General features: G+C 48.7%; 11 protein-coding genes. 9 read left to right on the plus strand and 2 right to left on the minus strand.

Translation table 11 applies throughout. From position 1 onward, the window contains the following. Nucleotides 1–70: 70 nt before the first annotated feature. The 3 genes from ACXAH4_RS01185 to ACXAH4_RS01195 all read left to right on the plus strand — a co-directional run bounded on the left by ACXAH4_RS01185 (nucleotide 71) and on the right by ACXAH4_RS01195 (nucleotide 6,531). Nucleotides 71–2,098 carry a phosphocholine-specific phospholipase C gene (locus tag ACXAH4_RS01185; RefSeq protein ID WP_474842031.1) on the plus strand — a complete coding sequence of 676 codons (2,028 nt, stop codon included), beginning with the start codon at nucleotides 71–73 and terminating at the stop codon, nucleotides 2,096–2,098. A 15-nt stretch (nucleotides 2,099–2,113) separates the two neighbouring features. Further along, nucleotides 2,114–2,794: an HAD family hydrolase gene (locus ACXAH4_RS01190; RefSeq protein ID WP_474848555.1), complete on the plus strand. Its 681-nt coding sequence runs from the start codon at nucleotides 2,114–2,116 to the stop codon at nucleotides 2,792–2,794. 164 nt (nucleotides 2,795–2,958) lie between these two features. Then, entirely contained in the window at nucleotides 2,959–6,531 is a 3,573-nt protein-coding gene (locus tag ACXAH4_RS01195) for an FG-GAP-like repeat-containing protein (RefSeq protein WP_474848553.1), read from the plus strand. A 114-nt stretch (nucleotides 6,532–6,645) separates the two neighbouring features. Here ACXAH4_RS01195 and ACXAH4_RS01200 read toward each other — a convergent pair whose 3' ends face one another. Both ACXAH4_RS01200 and ACXAH4_RS01205 read right to left on the minus strand, forming a co-directional pair. After that, nucleotides 6,646–8,292, minus strand: coding sequence for a sensor histidine kinase (locus ACXAH4_RS01200; RefSeq protein WP_474880351.1), 1,647 nt, complete (start codon nucleotides 8,290–8,292; stop codon nucleotides 6,646–6,648). 5 nt (nucleotides 8,293–8,297) lie between these two features. Beyond that, nucleotides 8,298–9,122, minus strand: a complete 825-nt coding sequence (locus ACXAH4_RS01205; protein ID WP_474848549.1) for a phosphate/phosphite/phosphonate ABC transporter substrate-binding protein — start codon at nucleotides 9,120–9,122, stop codon at nucleotides 8,298–8,300. Nucleotides 9,123–9,286: 164 nt separating this feature from the next. On the opposite strand from ACXAH4_RS01205, the gene ppiC reads away from it, so the two are divergent. From ppiC to ACXAH4_RS01235, 6 genes are all read left to right on the plus strand, one after another. Continuing rightward, a complete protein-coding gene (gene ppiC / locus ACXAH4_RS01210; RefSeq protein ID WP_070123477.1) occupies nucleotides 9,287–9,565 on the plus strand; it encodes a peptidylprolyl isomerase PpiC in 279 nt (92 codons plus the stop codon). A 578-nt stretch (nucleotides 9,566–10,143) separates the two neighbouring features. Next, complete coding sequence (locus ACXAH4_RS01215; RefSeq protein ID WP_474848547.1) at nucleotides 10,144–11,295, plus strand: NAD(P) transhydrogenase subunit alpha; 1,152 nt, start codon at nucleotides 10,144–10,146, stop codon at nucleotides 11,293–11,295. A 2-nt stretch (nucleotides 11,296–11,297) separates the two neighbouring features. Further along, entirely contained in the window at nucleotides 11,298–11,582 is a 285-nt protein-coding gene (locus ACXAH4_RS01220) for an NAD(P) transhydrogenase subunit alpha part 2 (RefSeq protein WP_119503053.1), read from the plus strand. A 12-nt stretch (nucleotides 11,583–11,594) separates the two neighbouring features. After that, the gene (locus ACXAH4_RS01225; protein WP_119503052.1) at nucleotides 11,595–12,983 is read left to right on the plus strand and encodes an NAD(P)(+) transhydrogenase (Re/Si-specific) subunit beta; all 1,389 of its coding nucleotides are present in this window, start codon (nucleotides 11,595–11,597) and stop codon (nucleotides 12,981–12,983) included. Nucleotides 12,984–13,379: 396 nt separating this feature from the next. After that, nucleotides 13,380–14,066, plus strand: a complete 687-nt coding sequence (locus ACXAH4_RS01230; protein ID WP_474880353.1) for a hypothetical protein — start codon at nucleotides 13,380–13,382, stop codon at nucleotides 14,064–14,066. Nucleotides 14,067–14,298: 232 nt separating this feature from the next. After that, the gene (locus ACXAH4_RS01235) at nucleotides 14,299–15,483 is read left to right on the plus strand and encodes an FAD-dependent oxidoreductase (RefSeq protein WP_474880355.1); all 1,185 of its coding nucleotides are present in this window, start codon (nucleotides 14,299–14,301) and stop codon (nucleotides 15,481–15,483) included. The last annotated feature ends 45 nt before the right edge of the window (nucleotides 15,484–15,528 follow it).

The following is a 15,528-nucleotide window of genomic DNA, read 5'->3' on the forward strand; positions in this document are numbered from 1 at the left end:
AAAGCATGACCACTATGCCCCTGTTTACCCCGCGGGGGCATATTTCTTCACTAATTATCAAGGTAATTTCATGGCCGACTTTACTCGCCGTCAGTTTATTGCCGCCGCTGGCGCCACCAGCTTGTTCGCTGCTTTTCCATCAATCGCACGGGCGTTGTCTATTCCTGCCAAGGTAAAAACCGGTACCATTATGGACGTAGAGCACGTTGTCATACTGATGCAGGAAAACCGGTCATTCGATCATTACTTTGGCACATTATCTGGTGTTCGAGGTTTTTCTGATCCGTATCCTGCCCCAGCCAAAAACTGGGAAAAACAGCAGAACAGGAATGTTTTTCTACAACGGAACACAACAAAAGAAGGGCCTGAATGGGTTACACCTTTTCCTCTAAATACCCGCCAGCATTTTGCTCACATGCGGGTACAAGGTACGCCGCACTCCTGGCCTGATGCACAAGATGCCTGGGACCATGGGCGCATGAGTCATTGGCCCGATGCCAAGTACTTACATGCTATGGGCTATTATGAGCGCGACGACATGCCGTTTCAATTTGCGCTGGCTGAGGCATTCACATTATGTGATGCGTACCACTGTTCATCGCAGACGGGTACTAACACAAACCGGCTATTTCTGTGGTCGGGAACGAACAATGGTGATGGTGATCAGGGTGGGCCCGCTATTGGTAATTCCCACGATAATTTGCCCGAAAATGGTGGGTATCCAGAAGCCTATACCTGGACAACTTACGTCGAACGACTGCAAGAAACTGGTATTAGCTGGACCATTTATCAAGACATGGCGGATAACTTTACTGATAATCCGTTGGTAGGATTTCACGCGTTTCAGGCCTCATATTCGGGCGCTGACGACAGTGAACCGGCGCTAGCACAGCGCGCACTCACCACAAGAGCGTTGGACCAACTACGCAAAGATGCCTCTAACGATAGTTTGCCTGAGGTCTCGTATATTATCGCTACAGCACAAGGGTCTGAGCATCCGGGTCCGTCAAGCCCGGCGCAGGGCGCTGCCTATATTGCAGATGTGCTGGATGCATTAACCGCAAACCCAGAGGTCTGGGCAAAAACTGCGTTATTTATCATGTTTGATGAAAACGATGGTTTTTTCGATCATATGCCTCCGCCGGCACCCCCTTCAAAAGAGCGCGATGGTACTTATGCCGGCCATTCTCAGGTTTCCACTGAAGGTGAGTACCATTTGCACTTTTCTCAAGCTGACAAAGATCTTGAGCGTGAGGATTTAATGGGTAACCCATACGGATTAGGCCCTCGTGTACCTGCATATGTTATATCGCCCTGGAGTCGGGGTGGCTTTGTATGTTCTGAGGTCATGGATCACACTTCTGTCATTCGTTTTCTTGAACAACGATTTGGTGTTAGAGAACCAAATATTTCGACGTGGCGACGAGCAGTTTGCGGTGATTTCACCAGTGCTTTCGATTTTGAAACGCCCAATAAATCGACACTTCCGACAATGCCAGATCCCAGAAGCGAAGCCCGCTTGGCTGCCGCACTTCCCGAGCGTACGGTGCCCATCATGCCGAAAGAATTTACAATACCAGTACAAGAAAAAGGCTTCCGTCCACAGCGGCCTAATCAGTACCGGCCTGCAGTATCACTCGGTGAGCAGGACAGTAATCTCCGCCTAACTTTTATGAATGAGGGAAGTAAAGCGATTGTTTTTCATCTTTACGATCGCTACAACTTAGATGCCGTGCCCAAGCGGTATACTATTGACCAGCATCAGCAGTTTACTGACACCATAGCGGCATCGGATGAACGTATTGATGTTCAGGTAATGGGACCAGAAGGCTTTCATCGTAGAATTAAGATGAAGAAGCAGCATTGGGCGCTATTTAGTCAACTCGTATTTGATGTGACGGCTGAAGATTGTGCAGTTACAGCGAAGGTTGACGGTATGACATTAACGCTGAATCATACTCAACCGTCAGCCCAGTCGCTTCCCCGGGACATGAAAGTGACTGTGCCGGTTGATAGCAACGGGCGGTACGATGTCACTGTATTTTTAGGTGGCAATAAAACTAGTTATATACAAATGGCGGGACGGCTTCCCGCCTGATAGTTCGGATCCAATATGCCCCAGTCTGAAATAGTCGTATTTGATTTAGATGGCACGCTCATCGACGCTGATTGTGCGCAGGAATGGTTGATATTTTTGCGGGAAAAGACATTTCCAGGAGCAGTTGAAGCCGAATTAAGTTGCGCTGCAATTATGAAAAACTACGACTCAGGTCGCATGGACATGCATGAATACATGCGTCATTGGGTAATGCCCATCAAAGGGATGTTGGTGTCAGACATTAATGACCTCGCCATAGAATTTGCTGAAACCTCCATTCGACAGCGACTCTTTCCTGAAGGCGTCGCGCGGGTTTCACATCACCGGAAGGCGGGGGATACGGTTTTACTTATTTCTGCAAGTCCTTCACTTATTGTTCACCCCATTGCTGCAATGCTTGGCATAGAACATGTCATCGGTTTAAACGTACACATTCAACACCAACAAATTCAAAGTATGTTGATTGAACCGCTTAGTTACAGAGCGGGTAAACTCACATGCTTACAAAAATGGCTCTCTCAACATGGCCTGACGGGCTCGTCGCTGACTTATGCCTACAGCGATTCTATTAACGACAGATCGCTACTTGAATTTGCGCATACGCCGATTGTAGTAAATGGTGATAGGCATATCGCTGGCCTCGCTGAGCAGAATGCATGGCGCCAAGTTCATTGGCAGGTCCCAGCATTGGATTAGCAACATTTATAGAGAAATACGAGCTACTTAGCGAGAGATAGCGGCTTATTAGTCGAAAGATTAAGTCTTGACACATCCTTTACATTTTTCTCGACCGTCCAAATAAAAGACGCTAAATTAGCCGAACTTTGTAGTTGTAGTATCTAAAGTTCAAGGATGAAAACATGAATAACGTTGTACGTGTCTTTTCTCTTTCTGCGTTGGCGCTGGCTGTGTCTGCATGCGGAGGCGGCGGTGGCTCTGACAGTACTTCCGGCGGTGGCACACAAACGCCTTCAAAAACCCCTGTACAGATCATTTCTGACGCACAATCTCATTCCAAATCACAGTTAACCACAGCTGCAAAAACGCAGGCTGATACCCGTTATAGTGGTGAGTCCGCCAAGGCAGAAATAGATATTGCCCTGGCTCAGCATGTGTACAGTGTATTGTTTGACGACAATATTCTCACCGTGCCCGATATCGGTGAACATGATATTGAAAATGAACTCAGCAGTGACGGTTCAATTAACAGTACTCTTCAGTGTGATGAAAGCGGCACTGTGAAATATACCGGTAAGTTTGATGATAACGGTACCGGTAAGTTGTCCATGGATTTCAGTGACTGTCAGTCTTACTACAACAGCTTTGCGTTGTCCGGAGTGGCGGCGGTTTCTATTGATGTCGTCACCGACAGCAAAATGGAATACACCCTGTATTTCTCCAATCTTAACTGGGAAGACGACGTCCCGGTGTCTATGTCAGGCCTGATCACCTTCAGTGATTCATTTTCAATGCAAACCGGTGTGACGACGTCGGTCAGTGAGCAATACGTGAGTGCTACGGTTGGCGATGAAAGCTATCTGATTGATGCCAGCATGACCACCAAAGATGACTGGGAGTCGCCAGAACTCAGGATTGAAGGCCGTGTCAGTGTGGGGTCTGAAGGTTATGTAGATGTGTCGCTGGATACTGACGAGCTGGATATGCCGTACTTTTACGGCAGTACCGTTGTGTTCAACGACGGTGAAGCACAGCTGAAGTTCTTGCAGGGTATGGTGATGTACACGCAGGATCTCGATAATGACGGCGAGGCGGATGCCGGTAAGTACTTTGAAAGTGTATACGGCTTCGTTACAACACCGGTAAGTGATACTGATTTATATAATCTCACTGAAATCTCTTTAACACCCTATGTAGAGTCGCCTTATCTGCAAAATTCTGAAGGGCTGTCTGTGGCACAGGAAATTGTTGTGCTGCCCGGTAACTATTATGACCTCGATACCCCGGATGAAGATCTGACGGTCAGTTACAACTGGTATCTGAACGGCAGGTTGCTTGAAGGCGTTCACGGTAACACCCTGCCCGCATACTCAGTGACGGTTGATCAGTGGCTTGAAGTGTCCATGGTGGTGTCTGACTCAATCAACACGGTGGAATCCTATCCCATCAGCATCTATGTGGAAGATACTCCTGCGGTTGTTACGGTTAGTAATGTGCCGGAAAACATCCGTGCTGGCGATACCATTACTTTCTCATTATCACTGACCGATGCAGATGTACCTGGTAATGAAAACCTGGCGGCACTGGCGAGCGCACCGGAGGGAGCAACGTTAGCTTCGGATGGTACTGTGACCTGGGTTGTACCGGACAATCAGCTTTTCAGTCAGATGGTGTATTCCTTCGGTGTGAGCAACAGTCAGAACCCGAATGACACCATTGAGGAATACTTTGATGTGACGGTGAACGCTGATGAAGCGCAGCCGTTGTTCCGTTCCGGCGTAGAAGTGCCTCACCGGAATAATTCCCAGTGGGTGGCCGATTTTGATGGCGACGGTAGCAATGAATTGTTGGGAACAGACAATGGCTCACGGGTATTTTTACTGACGCTGGTTGATGGTAAATATCAACAGAAATGGGCATATCCCTACGCGCTGTCTGATGAACAGAATATTCAGCAGGTATTGCCCGCAGATATGGACCAGGACGGTACACCTGAAATTTTAGTTATCACTGAAAAAACCTTCTGGCTGATTGATGATTTAACCAAAGATGCACGGGTTTTACTGGAAACCGACGATTATTTCAGTGAAGCGTTACTGGCTGATACCGACAACGACGGTGTGAATGAACTGATTTATTCTGTTAAGAATGCGGATTACGACGCCAGTGAAACAACCATTTTTGTGAGTGAGTTGGGAAGTGAGTTGGTTACAACACTCAGCTTCAGCACTAACAGCTTCCAGACAATCGCTGCCGGTAACGTGGATGCCGACAGTAATGTAGAGCTGATTATGAACACCGGTCTGGTGTACGACCTGACCACTGGTGCGAATGAATGGTTTTTCGGCTCCGGATTTGGTAGTTCATTTGTTACAGTTGGCGACCTCAACGGGAATGGTATCGATGAGATCATTGGTGCCGGTGCCTGGGATGCGCTTTACGTGTATTCCGCTGTTGATAAATCTCAGCTGGCGTCATTGTCGCTTGACGATACCTGCGATATGCATGCATACAATCTCTACGATGATGCGACAGATGAGATCGTGGTGAGTGATTGTCAGTGGGGCAATGTAACTGCGTACACTCTTAACGGCAGTAATCAGCTGGATACTGTATGGCAAGTCGGGCTGCAGGACCATGGTTCCTCATCGCTTACCATGGGTGATATCGACAACGACGGCAGTGCGGAAATCTTATGGGGTTCGGGCACCAGTAGTTCCGGTGCAGACCGCCTGATCACTGCGGACTACACTGCCGGTGGCGCAACGGTAAAAGAAAATACCACCGGTGTTCAGCTTGACCATTTCTATGCTGCGGGCTGGTCTGAAATCACTTCCGGTGATGAGCGCGCCGTGTTCTTTGTGCCCAGTACTGAAAGCGGTTATGACGGCTCCGTTATCGTTACGCTCACCGGCGATGGCACCATAACTGTGGGTGAAGAGCTGTCTACTAACTGGGACCACAGTACTCAGGCGGTGACAACTGATTTCAATAACGATGGCGCGGGGGATATTTTCCTGCCTCTGACTTCCCTGTATGACGGCGCATTCGGTGCGGTGCAGTTAAGCGATATGTCAGTTCAGTATTCCATTGACGGTGACTACGACAGCACTATCGGCAAGATAATGGCCATAGACGTCAACGGCGACGGCTATGAGGATGCGGTCTATCAGGACGGGTCGGCGATTAAGGTTGTTGACATTCAGAATCAGCTGCTGGTGGCATCGTATACCAGCCCTCAGGGAGTCAGTGATTTTGATGCGGTATTTATTGATGATGTACTGAATCTGGTCGTGACCAGCGGTTACCAACAGGTACAGTTGCTGACGCTGGGAAGTAATGCATTTATCACCGGCAGCTCGTATGACATTGAATGTCCGCAGGTACTGTTTACCGGCGGTGAAAACAGCCGTCAGTTTGTTTGTTCCGGTGGTAACGACGAGGAAATGAACATGCTGGCATTTTCAGACAGTGGTGTGGAACTGGTGGGGGAATACAACTTCCCGTTTGAGATCACCGGTATGATTGTGGACCCTGTTACCCCGTCTAACATTCTGGTGGTAACCGGCGATGACAGCAGTTGGTACAGCTCTCATTCTGTTCTGCGCAGCATCGCAACTAATGGCAATATTGTCTGGTCCGGTCCGAAATTGAACGGCAGAGCAGGCAAAGGTGCGCTGCGTGCCCGACGCTCTGAATCCGGCGATTTAGAAGTTATGCTTGGTACGTCAGCAGGGATGTACTTGATCCACTGATTGATGAGGGCGTTCAGGTGAATTCAGATACCTGTTTTCACCTGAGTTCAGATCATCCCGGCTGTGAGGAAGTTGCCACGGTTATTCCGTGAACCCTGCCGGAGCGCTCCTGCTTTATGCTGCGCCGTAAACAGGTAAGGTCAGCGTAAATTCAGTACCGGTATAGAGCTCGCTTTCAACGCTGAGCATTCCTTCGTGCTCTCTCGCAATTTCATACGAAATGGAAAGGCCCAGGCCAGTACCCGTATCTTCGTCTTTGGTGGTGAAGAAAGGATTGAATATCTTCTGCAAGTTTTCGTCTGAAATCCCGCAGCCATTGTCACGGACGATAAGTTCTACGGTGCCGTTGCTGTTTGCTCTGGTGCGCACTTCCAGCTTACCTCGCCGCCCGGTTTCTTCAATTGCCTGCGCGGCGTTAATCAGCAGGTTGGTAATAACCTGAGAAATTTTGCCAACGTTCATCATAACGCGGGGCAATTGGTCGTAATTAATGTCTACATCGCAGGCATATTTGAGCTTATTGTTCACCAGCGCTAATGTGGTTTTCACACAGTTATTCAAATCAAAAAGTTGCTTCTGATCCGTGTCGATTCTGGAAAATTGTTTAAGGCTGCTGACAATTTCTTCCACTCTCTGTAAACCGTGTTCAGATTCTTTGATGAGATGGGAAACGTCATTGCTTATGAAATCCATTGACTGGTAAGCCTGAGAATTCTTCAATGCAGCTAACTTTTCCAGTGCAACTTCATTGGCAGGTGCTTGTGTGACTTCCATCAGATCTCTGTAGAGTATTTCAAAACTGGCTAAATACTCTTTCAGCGTGTCGAGATTACTGCTGACAAATCCCACAGGATTATTGATTTCGTGAGCTACACCGGCAGCAAGCTGACCCACTGACGACATCTTTTCTGCCTGAAGTAACTGCTGCTGGGTTTCTTTCAGCGATTTGTTTGACTGTGACAGCTCTTCATTTTTTCTGTTTAATTCATTGGTGCGTTCGCGGACTCTGTATTCCAGAGACTGATTCAGGTTATGTATAGCATTTTCCGCTTCGGCTCTGCGGATATGTTCTTCTTCAAGGTGCGAGATTAAATGATTGAATACTGTTGCCAATTCTTCGAGCTCATCGTTGGTACGCACATTTACTTTAATATCTTCATATTTGTTTTCTTTTGAAGCCTGAATGAGCCTGCGGGCACCCTGTTGAAGAATGTTGATCTGCTTAGTCAGATAACTTCCGAGAAAATAGGAAAACAGCGCAACAAGAACCATTTCAATGACTGCGATGGTATAAGCCCACTGCTGAATGTCGCTCAGCGACGCTTTCACCGCCGCAATATCAATTCCAAGATCAATATAACCGTACAAGGTATCATCAACCATGATCGGGCGGCGGATATCGTAAATCCCGTCACTGGCCAGGCTGACAGACGTATCGGCCTGAAAGTCTGCGTTCAGTGATTGTTCGTTGCCACCTGATGCGAAGACTCTGCCGGAGGTATCAGTTATTTTGACGTAATGAATGTCGGAATCAGTAAGCAGTTCGTTGACATCAGCCTCAATGCCGGCCAGATCGAATGACAAAAATGCGTTTTTAGTTGTTGAATAAAACAGGTTAGCCGTTGTACTCGCGCGCTTTACCACCGCATCGTTAACCAGGTTGGTCAGCAGGTTAAAGGTTGTCGTCAGCAGCAGTGCGAGCAATGTTGCCTCTATTAAGGCCACACCCAGTATTGTTTTTAATTTTAATGATATTCGCATAGGAACTACGGGTTCTCTTGCTGCAGTAAGTCTATGTTCAGCGCCCGGACGTCATCCCAGTCTGCAGAAAATGCTTCCGAGAATCCTTTCATTTTGAGACTGTTTAATGCGTCATTGCCTTTTCCGCCTGGCGTCATGGTTGTGAGAACATTCAGTAGTTGTCCGCGAACTTCCTCTGACAGCCGGGGATGCGTCGCTATGGCATGTGGCGTATAGGCCGGGCTTGACCAGAGCACTTTCAGGTTCTCTTTAACGTCGCCGTCTGTGGCTTGCAGAGACCGGAAAATCCCGCCTCCGGCCTTAAAGAATCCCCTCTTTACATTCAGATAGACGGAATCATGGGAATGCACATAAACGGGTGTAAAGTTGATACCTTCTTTTTGCATGGTCGCACGGGGAATAATACTGGCGGCAAAAGCGGCAGGGGCCGGAAAGGCGATTTTGGTGCCATTAAGATCAGACAATTGTGTAAAAGGACTGTCACGCGGCACAACGATGATGCCCTGAATGGTTTGATCTTTCTGGCGGACCAGCGCGCGGTAACCGGGATTTTTCTGAAAAACGACAAAGTGATAAGGGTTCATGTAAGCAATGTCGTATTTGCCTTCTGACAGTGCTTTTTCAAATGTCGGAATATCTTTCGCGGTTTCAAAGTGAAAAGTGTGTCCGGTCTCAGATCCGATATAGCTGAGCAAAGGTTGCCACGCCTCAGCGAGCTTTTTCGGCGAGTGCTGCGGAACAATGCCCACAGAAAAGGACTCAGCAGCAGCGGAATGTGATATGAGCATTAATAGTATTGCAACGACCCGCCTGACCAACAATTCAGACATATTTTTTCTTCTCCCACCCCGTAACGTCCACTCGTGCCGTCATCACCATCGTCTTTCTGTAATTCTATAACAAAATATGATGATAGGGCATTGTGTGCAGAAATGCCTTTTTCGCCCCGCTTTCGTTATAATTCTCTGCATCACTTTTTATAAGAACATCTGTTATGGCTACCGCATCTGCTCTTCATATTCTGGTTAAGACCGAAAAAGAAGCCCTTTCCATTCTTGAACAACTGAAGAAAGGCAAAGATTTCGCCACACTGGCAAAGAAACACTCAACGTGTCCGTCGGGAAAGCGGGGCGGAGATTTGGGTGAATTTCGCCGCGGACAGATGGTGAAACAATTTGATGACGTAGTGTTTAAAAAAGAAGTGCTTAAAGTGCACGGACCGGTAAAAACAAAGTTCGGCTATCACCTGATCAAAACCTTGTACCGCAGCTGATTTCAATTCAAGGTCTTCCCGAACCGGAAGACTATCCATTCCCTCAGTCGCTATCACATAATAATTGCAGACGCACCATTCATGAGCAAAATGCTGAACCACAGGTGTGCATTTTGTTTGACAGTTGGTTGTTTTTTATTCTCCTCTGATCTGTTTCGTGTCATTTTCCCTGTTTAAAAGTTCCACAATTGAATGCTTTTATTGATTCTGTGAATGAGCATTATCTCGTCAATCATTTCACTTATTGGCAGGATCATAAATAGTCTGTTCACATCATAGACTTAGATATAGTCAAATTTTTATATAGCATAACTTATTGTATTTAATAATTTTCCGTTCTTTAAGCTCAAATTTTTCATTCGATAGTGTGTTTAAAATTTCTAAATATACAGGGAAGTTTGGCTAAACATTCAGCGCTAACTGACCCCTTGTATATTCCTTTTTGATATAAATATGCATATTGCCACCGGTGGCAATAGATATTAGATTTGGTTAACAATAAAAATTATAAATTAACAATGCGAGCACGCATGTGTTCGGATCATGAGTCTCAGTATCCCGTGCCTGAGGAGAACACATTGAAAGTACTGATATTAAATGAAGGACTCGAACAACAAGGTTACACAGAGAAGCGATGTGCGGTTTCGCCATCCAGTGTGAAGCGAATGGTGAAGCGAGGTATGACCGTGGTCATGCAACAGGGCGCTGGTGTTCTGTCAGGTTATGCGGACACAGAGTTTACTGAAGCTGGTGCTATGGTGGTTGAAGATGCCGGCGCTGCGCTTGAGGAAACGGATGCGTTATTGTGCGTGAATCGTCCTGTCGAAGCGGTATACGCCCGACTGAAACCGTCTGCCCTGGTGATTGGACACATTGACCCCTTTTTCCAGCAGGAATTAGTGGAATCACTGGCGGCGAAAAAACTGACCACTTTGTCGGTAGAAATGATCCCGCGTTCTTCCCGCGCCCAGAAAATGGATGCGCTGAGTTCGCAGGCGAGTCTGGCTGGCTATGTCATGGTGATGCAGGCTGCTACGCATCTGCCGGGCATTCTGCCAATGATGATGACGCCTTCGGGCACCATCAAGCCGGCGAAAGTTTACATTATCGGTGCCGGCGTTGCCGGTCTGCAGGCCATTGCAACTGCAAAGCGCTTAGGTGCCAACGTACTGGCATACGATACGCGCCCGGTGGTAGCCGAGCAGGTTGAGTCGCTGGGCGGTAAGTTCCTGAAAATTGATTTGGGTGAAACCGGCCAGACGAAAGACGGCTATGCCAAAGAGCTCACTGAAGAACAAAAGCAGAAGCAGCAGGATGCCCAGCGCGATGCCATTGCTGATTCTGACATTGTGATTACCACAGCGCAGTTGTTCGGACGCCGTCCGCCGCAGTTGATCAGCAAAGATACCCTTGCGCTGATGCGTCCGGGTAGCGTGGTTGTCGATATGGCTGCCACATCCGGTGGCAACGTGGAAGGCTCTGAAGCCGGTAAAGTGGTGACCGTGAACGGTGTCACTGTTATTGGTACCGGCAACTGGAGTCAGGCTGTGGCGAAAGATGCCACCGACATGTATGCCAACAATGTGTACAACCTGCTGGATGAATTTTTTGATGATGAATCGAAGCAATTCAACCTTAATCTTGAGGATGAGATCCTGGCAGGCTGCGTGATCACCCACGACGGGCAAATCACCAACGACATGCTTAAAAACGCTTATCAGGGGGCCTGATCATGGAAAATATCTATTTGATTTTTATTGTGCTGCTGGCGGCATTTTTAGGCTTCGAGCTTATCCGTAAAGTACCGGCTACGTTGCATACGCCGCTGATGTCGGGCTCTAACGCAATTTCAGGTATTACCCTGGTTGGCGCGCTGGTGGCTTCCGGTGCAGATAACGACGTGCTTACCACTGTGCTGGGTACCGCTGCGGTGGCACTGGCAAGCATTAACGTGGTGGGGGGTTACCTGGTAACCGACCGCATGCTTGGCATGTTTAAAAAGAAAGACAAGAAGTAAGGGGTCAGGGAGATGGAATCTGTAGCATTGATTATCAATCTGGCTTACGTACTGGCTGCCGGACTGTTTATTACCGGACTTAAATTACTGAGTCATCCTTCTACTGCCAGAAAAGGTAACCTGGTGTCTGCGGTGGGTATGCTGGTGGCGGTGGTGGTGACACTGCTTGATCACCAAATCATTTCGTACCACTGGATATTACTGGGCTTTGTGATTGGCGGCGCTTATGGTGCCTGGAAAGCAAAGTCGGTAGAAATGACGCAAATGCCGGAAATGGTGTCGTTATTTAACGGCTTCGGTGGTCTGGCATCGCTGTTGCTGGGCTGGGCGACCATCAGCCAGCTGGCCACGTTTGGCTTCATGGGGGCCACGCACTTTGTGCTGATTACGGTGATCCTCACGATTCTGATCGGTGGTGTTACGTTCTCCGGCTCGGTGATTGCCTGGGGCAAGCTGTCTGGCCGTATGGGCGCCAAAGCGGTTATTTTCACCGGTTTGCGTGAACTCAGTATTGCTCATCTGATTGGCTTTGTGGTGGTAGGTTATTTGTTCGTTACCGATCCGACAAATCTGATGTGGTTGTACGTGACTATCGCACTGGCGCTAAGCTTTGGTGTACTGGCGACCATTTCAATTGGTGGTGCCGACATGCCGGTGGTGATTGCATTGTTAAACAGCTACTCGGGTGTGGCAGCATCTGCGGCTGGTCTGGCCGTGGGCAACACGATTCTGATTGTTACCGGTCTGCTGGTTGGTGCATCGGGTCTGATCCTCACTAACATCATGTGTAAGGCGATGAACCGCTCGCTAATGAATGTACTGCTGTCAGGCTTCTCTAAGCCTGTGGAAGCGGCAGAGAAAATCGAAGGCGAAGTGAAAATCATGGCGGCGCAGGATGCATTCTATGTATTAGAAGCGGCTCAGGCTGTGCTGGTGATTCCGGGTTATGGTATGGCGGTTGCTCAGGCGCAACACGCGGTACGTGAACTGCAAACCTTGCTGGAAGAAAACGGCTGTACGGTGGAATACGCTATTCACCCTGTGGCGGGCCGGATGCCTGGTCACATGAACGTACTGCTGGCAGAAGCGGATGTGCCTTACGATCAGCTGTATGAAATGGATGATGTGAATCCGCGTATGGAAAACTACGACGTAGCGATTGTTATTGGTGCTAATGACGTAGTAAACCCTGCTGCGAAAGAGATGAAAGGCAGCCCGATTTACGGCATGCCGGTAATCGAAGCTTATCGCGCAAAAACTGTGTTTGTACTGAAACGTTCAGCCAACGCTGGCTTTGCCGGCGTCGACAACCCGCTGTTCTTCAAAGACAACACAAGAATGGTACTGGGTGACGCCAAAGACACCATCAACACCATCATCCGCGAATTCGGCGACGACTAAACGCTTTCGTGCGAAGGGCTGCTTTCCTTCGGAACACGCCGTAAACACATCCATGTGGGCTCGGCTGCCGCATCCCTGCGGCAGACGGTTCCGAATGAAAGCAGCCCTTCGCCCTGCGCGTTTAGGTTGTTAACAAACACGCTTTAAACTTATCCATGGGAGCTCGGCAGCCGCGTCCCTGCGGCAGACGGTTTGGAAACGGAAGAGACTTAACCGCTTTCGGGGCACACTTTGTCTTACAGCCATCAGAAACACGCTGTAAACCCATCCCCAGCTCACTTTTCCCATCAACTTCCCGTGAATATTGTAAGAAACGCGTAAGTCCTGAGATTCCTGCGCTGAATAGCGGTCAATGAAATAACACCGTGACATTGTTCAGAACTGGCAGGGGGCGAGATGATCATTTCTCACAAGTACCGCTTTATCTTTATCAAAACCCGCAGGACGGCTGGGAGAAGTATTGAAACTTATTTATCCTCTTTGTGTGATTGCTGCGATGTGTTTACGCCGGTCTTTCCGCCTGAACCGGGCCTCCGGCCGCGGAATTATAAGCGTCGCTGGGATATCCGGTCTGAGTTGGGAGCTGCCGGGTACGCTGGCAAAGTACAGGCTGTGCTGGACTGGCTTGGGAAACGTCCTTTCCGGAATCACTCTACGGCAGCGGAGATTAAAGCCAGGGTTAATCCGGAAATCTGGCGGGAATACACGACGTTCTGTGTAGAGAGAAATCCCTGGGAGAAAACGGTTTCGCACTACAATACCTGCAGGCATTACCGCAATCCGCCGGGCGATTTTGAAGATTACCTGTCACGGGAAGAATATTGTTTTAACTACCCCAGCTACTGTGACCGTTCCGGGAATGTGCTGGTCGACAGAGTGTTGCATTATGAAAACCTGGAAGATGAACTGGCGGATCTGTTTGCCGCTCTGGGTGTGCCTTTCAGAAGGGGCGTGATTACTAACGCCGGCAGGATAGTCCGGCAGAGCAAACCGGATTACCGGGAGATATATACGGACAAACAGAAGGCCTTGATTGAGCGTGTATTTTCGCGGGAAATCGTATTGAACGGTTACCGGTTTTGATTTCCACTGCCGGCAATAAGCTTAAGGTGCGCAATCATTGCGTCTGGCGGAGACGCAGTTTAATGCTCTGATTATCGTCATTTACCGGACATTCAGGGCAAAAGTATTGCATGTTATTTAATCAAAGAGATATGCTGGCATTTAAGCTGGCAAAGAACAGCATGCTCTGAAATTCAGATATATTTCAATTTATTATCAATCTTTCCCCGGGACACGTTAATTTGGAGCAGCTATGCAAAGAAGACGTTTTCTACAGGGATCTGCGGGTTTAGCATCAAGTGTTGCGCTTGGCGCATGTGTTTCGTCCTCCCAATCTTCATCAGGTAAATTACACACCGGCTTACCGGTACAAATGCCACCACTTAAGCGCATTGAAGCCCGTCCTGACCGCATTATCACTATGAATGTGTGTACCCGGCCATTCCGCGCTCAGGGACCGAGAATCGAGCTTGAAAAGGCGGGTGCAAAGTCGATTGTTCATAACTACGGGCACGGCGGCAGTGGCTGGTCGCTGTCCTGGGGGACTGCTGTACTGGCGGAATCACTGGTCGCTGAGGCAATGAACAAGGAAGTTGCGGTTATCGGCTGTGGTGCGATTGGCTTAACCACCGCAATCCAATGTCAGCGCGCGGGCTACAAGGTTAAAATCTACGCCAAAGAACGTCCGCCTTATGTGCGCTCGTCATTTGCAACGGGGATCTGGTCGCCGGACTCCCGCATTGTTGATTTAGCCCATGCGGATTCGTTTGCACAAAAATGGGAAATGATGGCAAGAATTTCCTTTCGTCGGTATCAGACCTTATTAGGGCTTACAGGTACGCCGGTGGAATGGACGACTATATTCCGTGCTTCAGATACGCCATTTTCAGAAACGGGGCACTACGAGGCGAAAGGTGAGCCTGCGTATCCGACTTTTGAACGGGATCTCATTGGAGATATCACGCCTCAGTCTTGGGATATCCCGGCGCATATGAATCCGTTCCCGGTGCCTTACGTTCGTCGTTACCCGTTACTGATGTTTAATATCAGCGAGTATTCACGGGTACTGATGAGCGAATTTATTCAAAATGGCGGTGAAATTGTGACGCGGGAACTGACCAGCCCGTCAGACTTTGCCAACTTCGATGAGAATACGCTGGTAAATTGCACAGGTTTCGGTGCCAAAGCCCTGTTGGGTGATGACAGTATCACGCCGGTCCGGGGACAAACCTGTAAGCTGATCCCGCAGCCGGAAGTGAAGTACGGCATTCAGTATTTCAATAAGCATGTATCTGTTTATCCGCGGCGCGACGGCTTACTGGTGCAGGCGGGTGGTGATCACGACTTTGGTAATCCGGCAGCCAATATCGATCCTGAAGAGTCGCTGAGCGCAGTGGCGCGCCTTGCAGATTTCATCGCCGCCATGAAAACGGTGTGATCTTATCCTGTTGTCCGGAAAGCGTGCAAAGAGAGCGTAACGGTG

This window comes from Alteromonas sp. ABV2_168, from assembly GCF_056161165.1.

What these genes read in the sequence shown, in the direction of transcription:
- ACXAH4_RS01185 (WP_474842031.1), top strand. Translation starts at nt 71, where the DNA reads ATGGCCGACTTTACTCGCCGTCAGTTTATTGCCGCCGCTGGCGCCACC.
- ACXAH4_RS01190 (WP_474848555.1), top strand. Translation starts at nt 2,114, where the DNA reads ATGCCCCAGTCTGAAATAGTCGTATTTGATTTAGATGGCACGCTCATC.
- ACXAH4_RS01195 (WP_474848553.1), top strand. Translation starts at nt 2,959, where the DNA reads ATGAATAACGTTGTACGTGTCTTTTCTCTTTCTGCGTTGGCGCTGGCT.
- ACXAH4_RS01200 (WP_474880351.1), bottom strand. Translation starts at nt 8,292, where the DNA reads ATGCGAATATCATTAAAATTAAAAACAATACTGGGTGTGGCCTTAATA.
- ACXAH4_RS01205 (WP_474848549.1), bottom strand. Translation starts at nt 9,122, where the DNA reads ATGTCTGAATTGTTGGTCAGGCGGGTCGTTGCAATACTATTAATGCTC.
- ppiC (WP_070123477.1), top strand. Translation starts at nt 9,287, where the DNA reads ATGGCTACCGCATCTGCTCTTCATATTCTGGTTAAGACCGAAAAAGAA.
- ACXAH4_RS01220 (WP_119503053.1), top strand. Translation starts at nt 11,298, where the DNA reads ATGGAAAATATCTATTTGATTTTTATTGTGCTGCTGGCGGCATTTTTA.
- ACXAH4_RS01225 (WP_119503052.1), top strand. Translation starts at nt 11,595, where the DNA reads ATGGAATCTGTAGCATTGATTATCAATCTGGCTTACGTACTGGCTGCC.
- ACXAH4_RS01230 (WP_474880353.1), top strand. Translation starts at nt 13,380, where the DNA reads ATGATCATTTCTCACAAGTACCGCTTTATCTTTATCAAAACCCGCAGG.
- ACXAH4_RS01235 (WP_474880355.1), top strand. Translation starts at nt 14,299, where the DNA reads ATGCAAAGAAGACGTTTTCTACAGGGATCTGCGGGTTTAGCATCAAGT.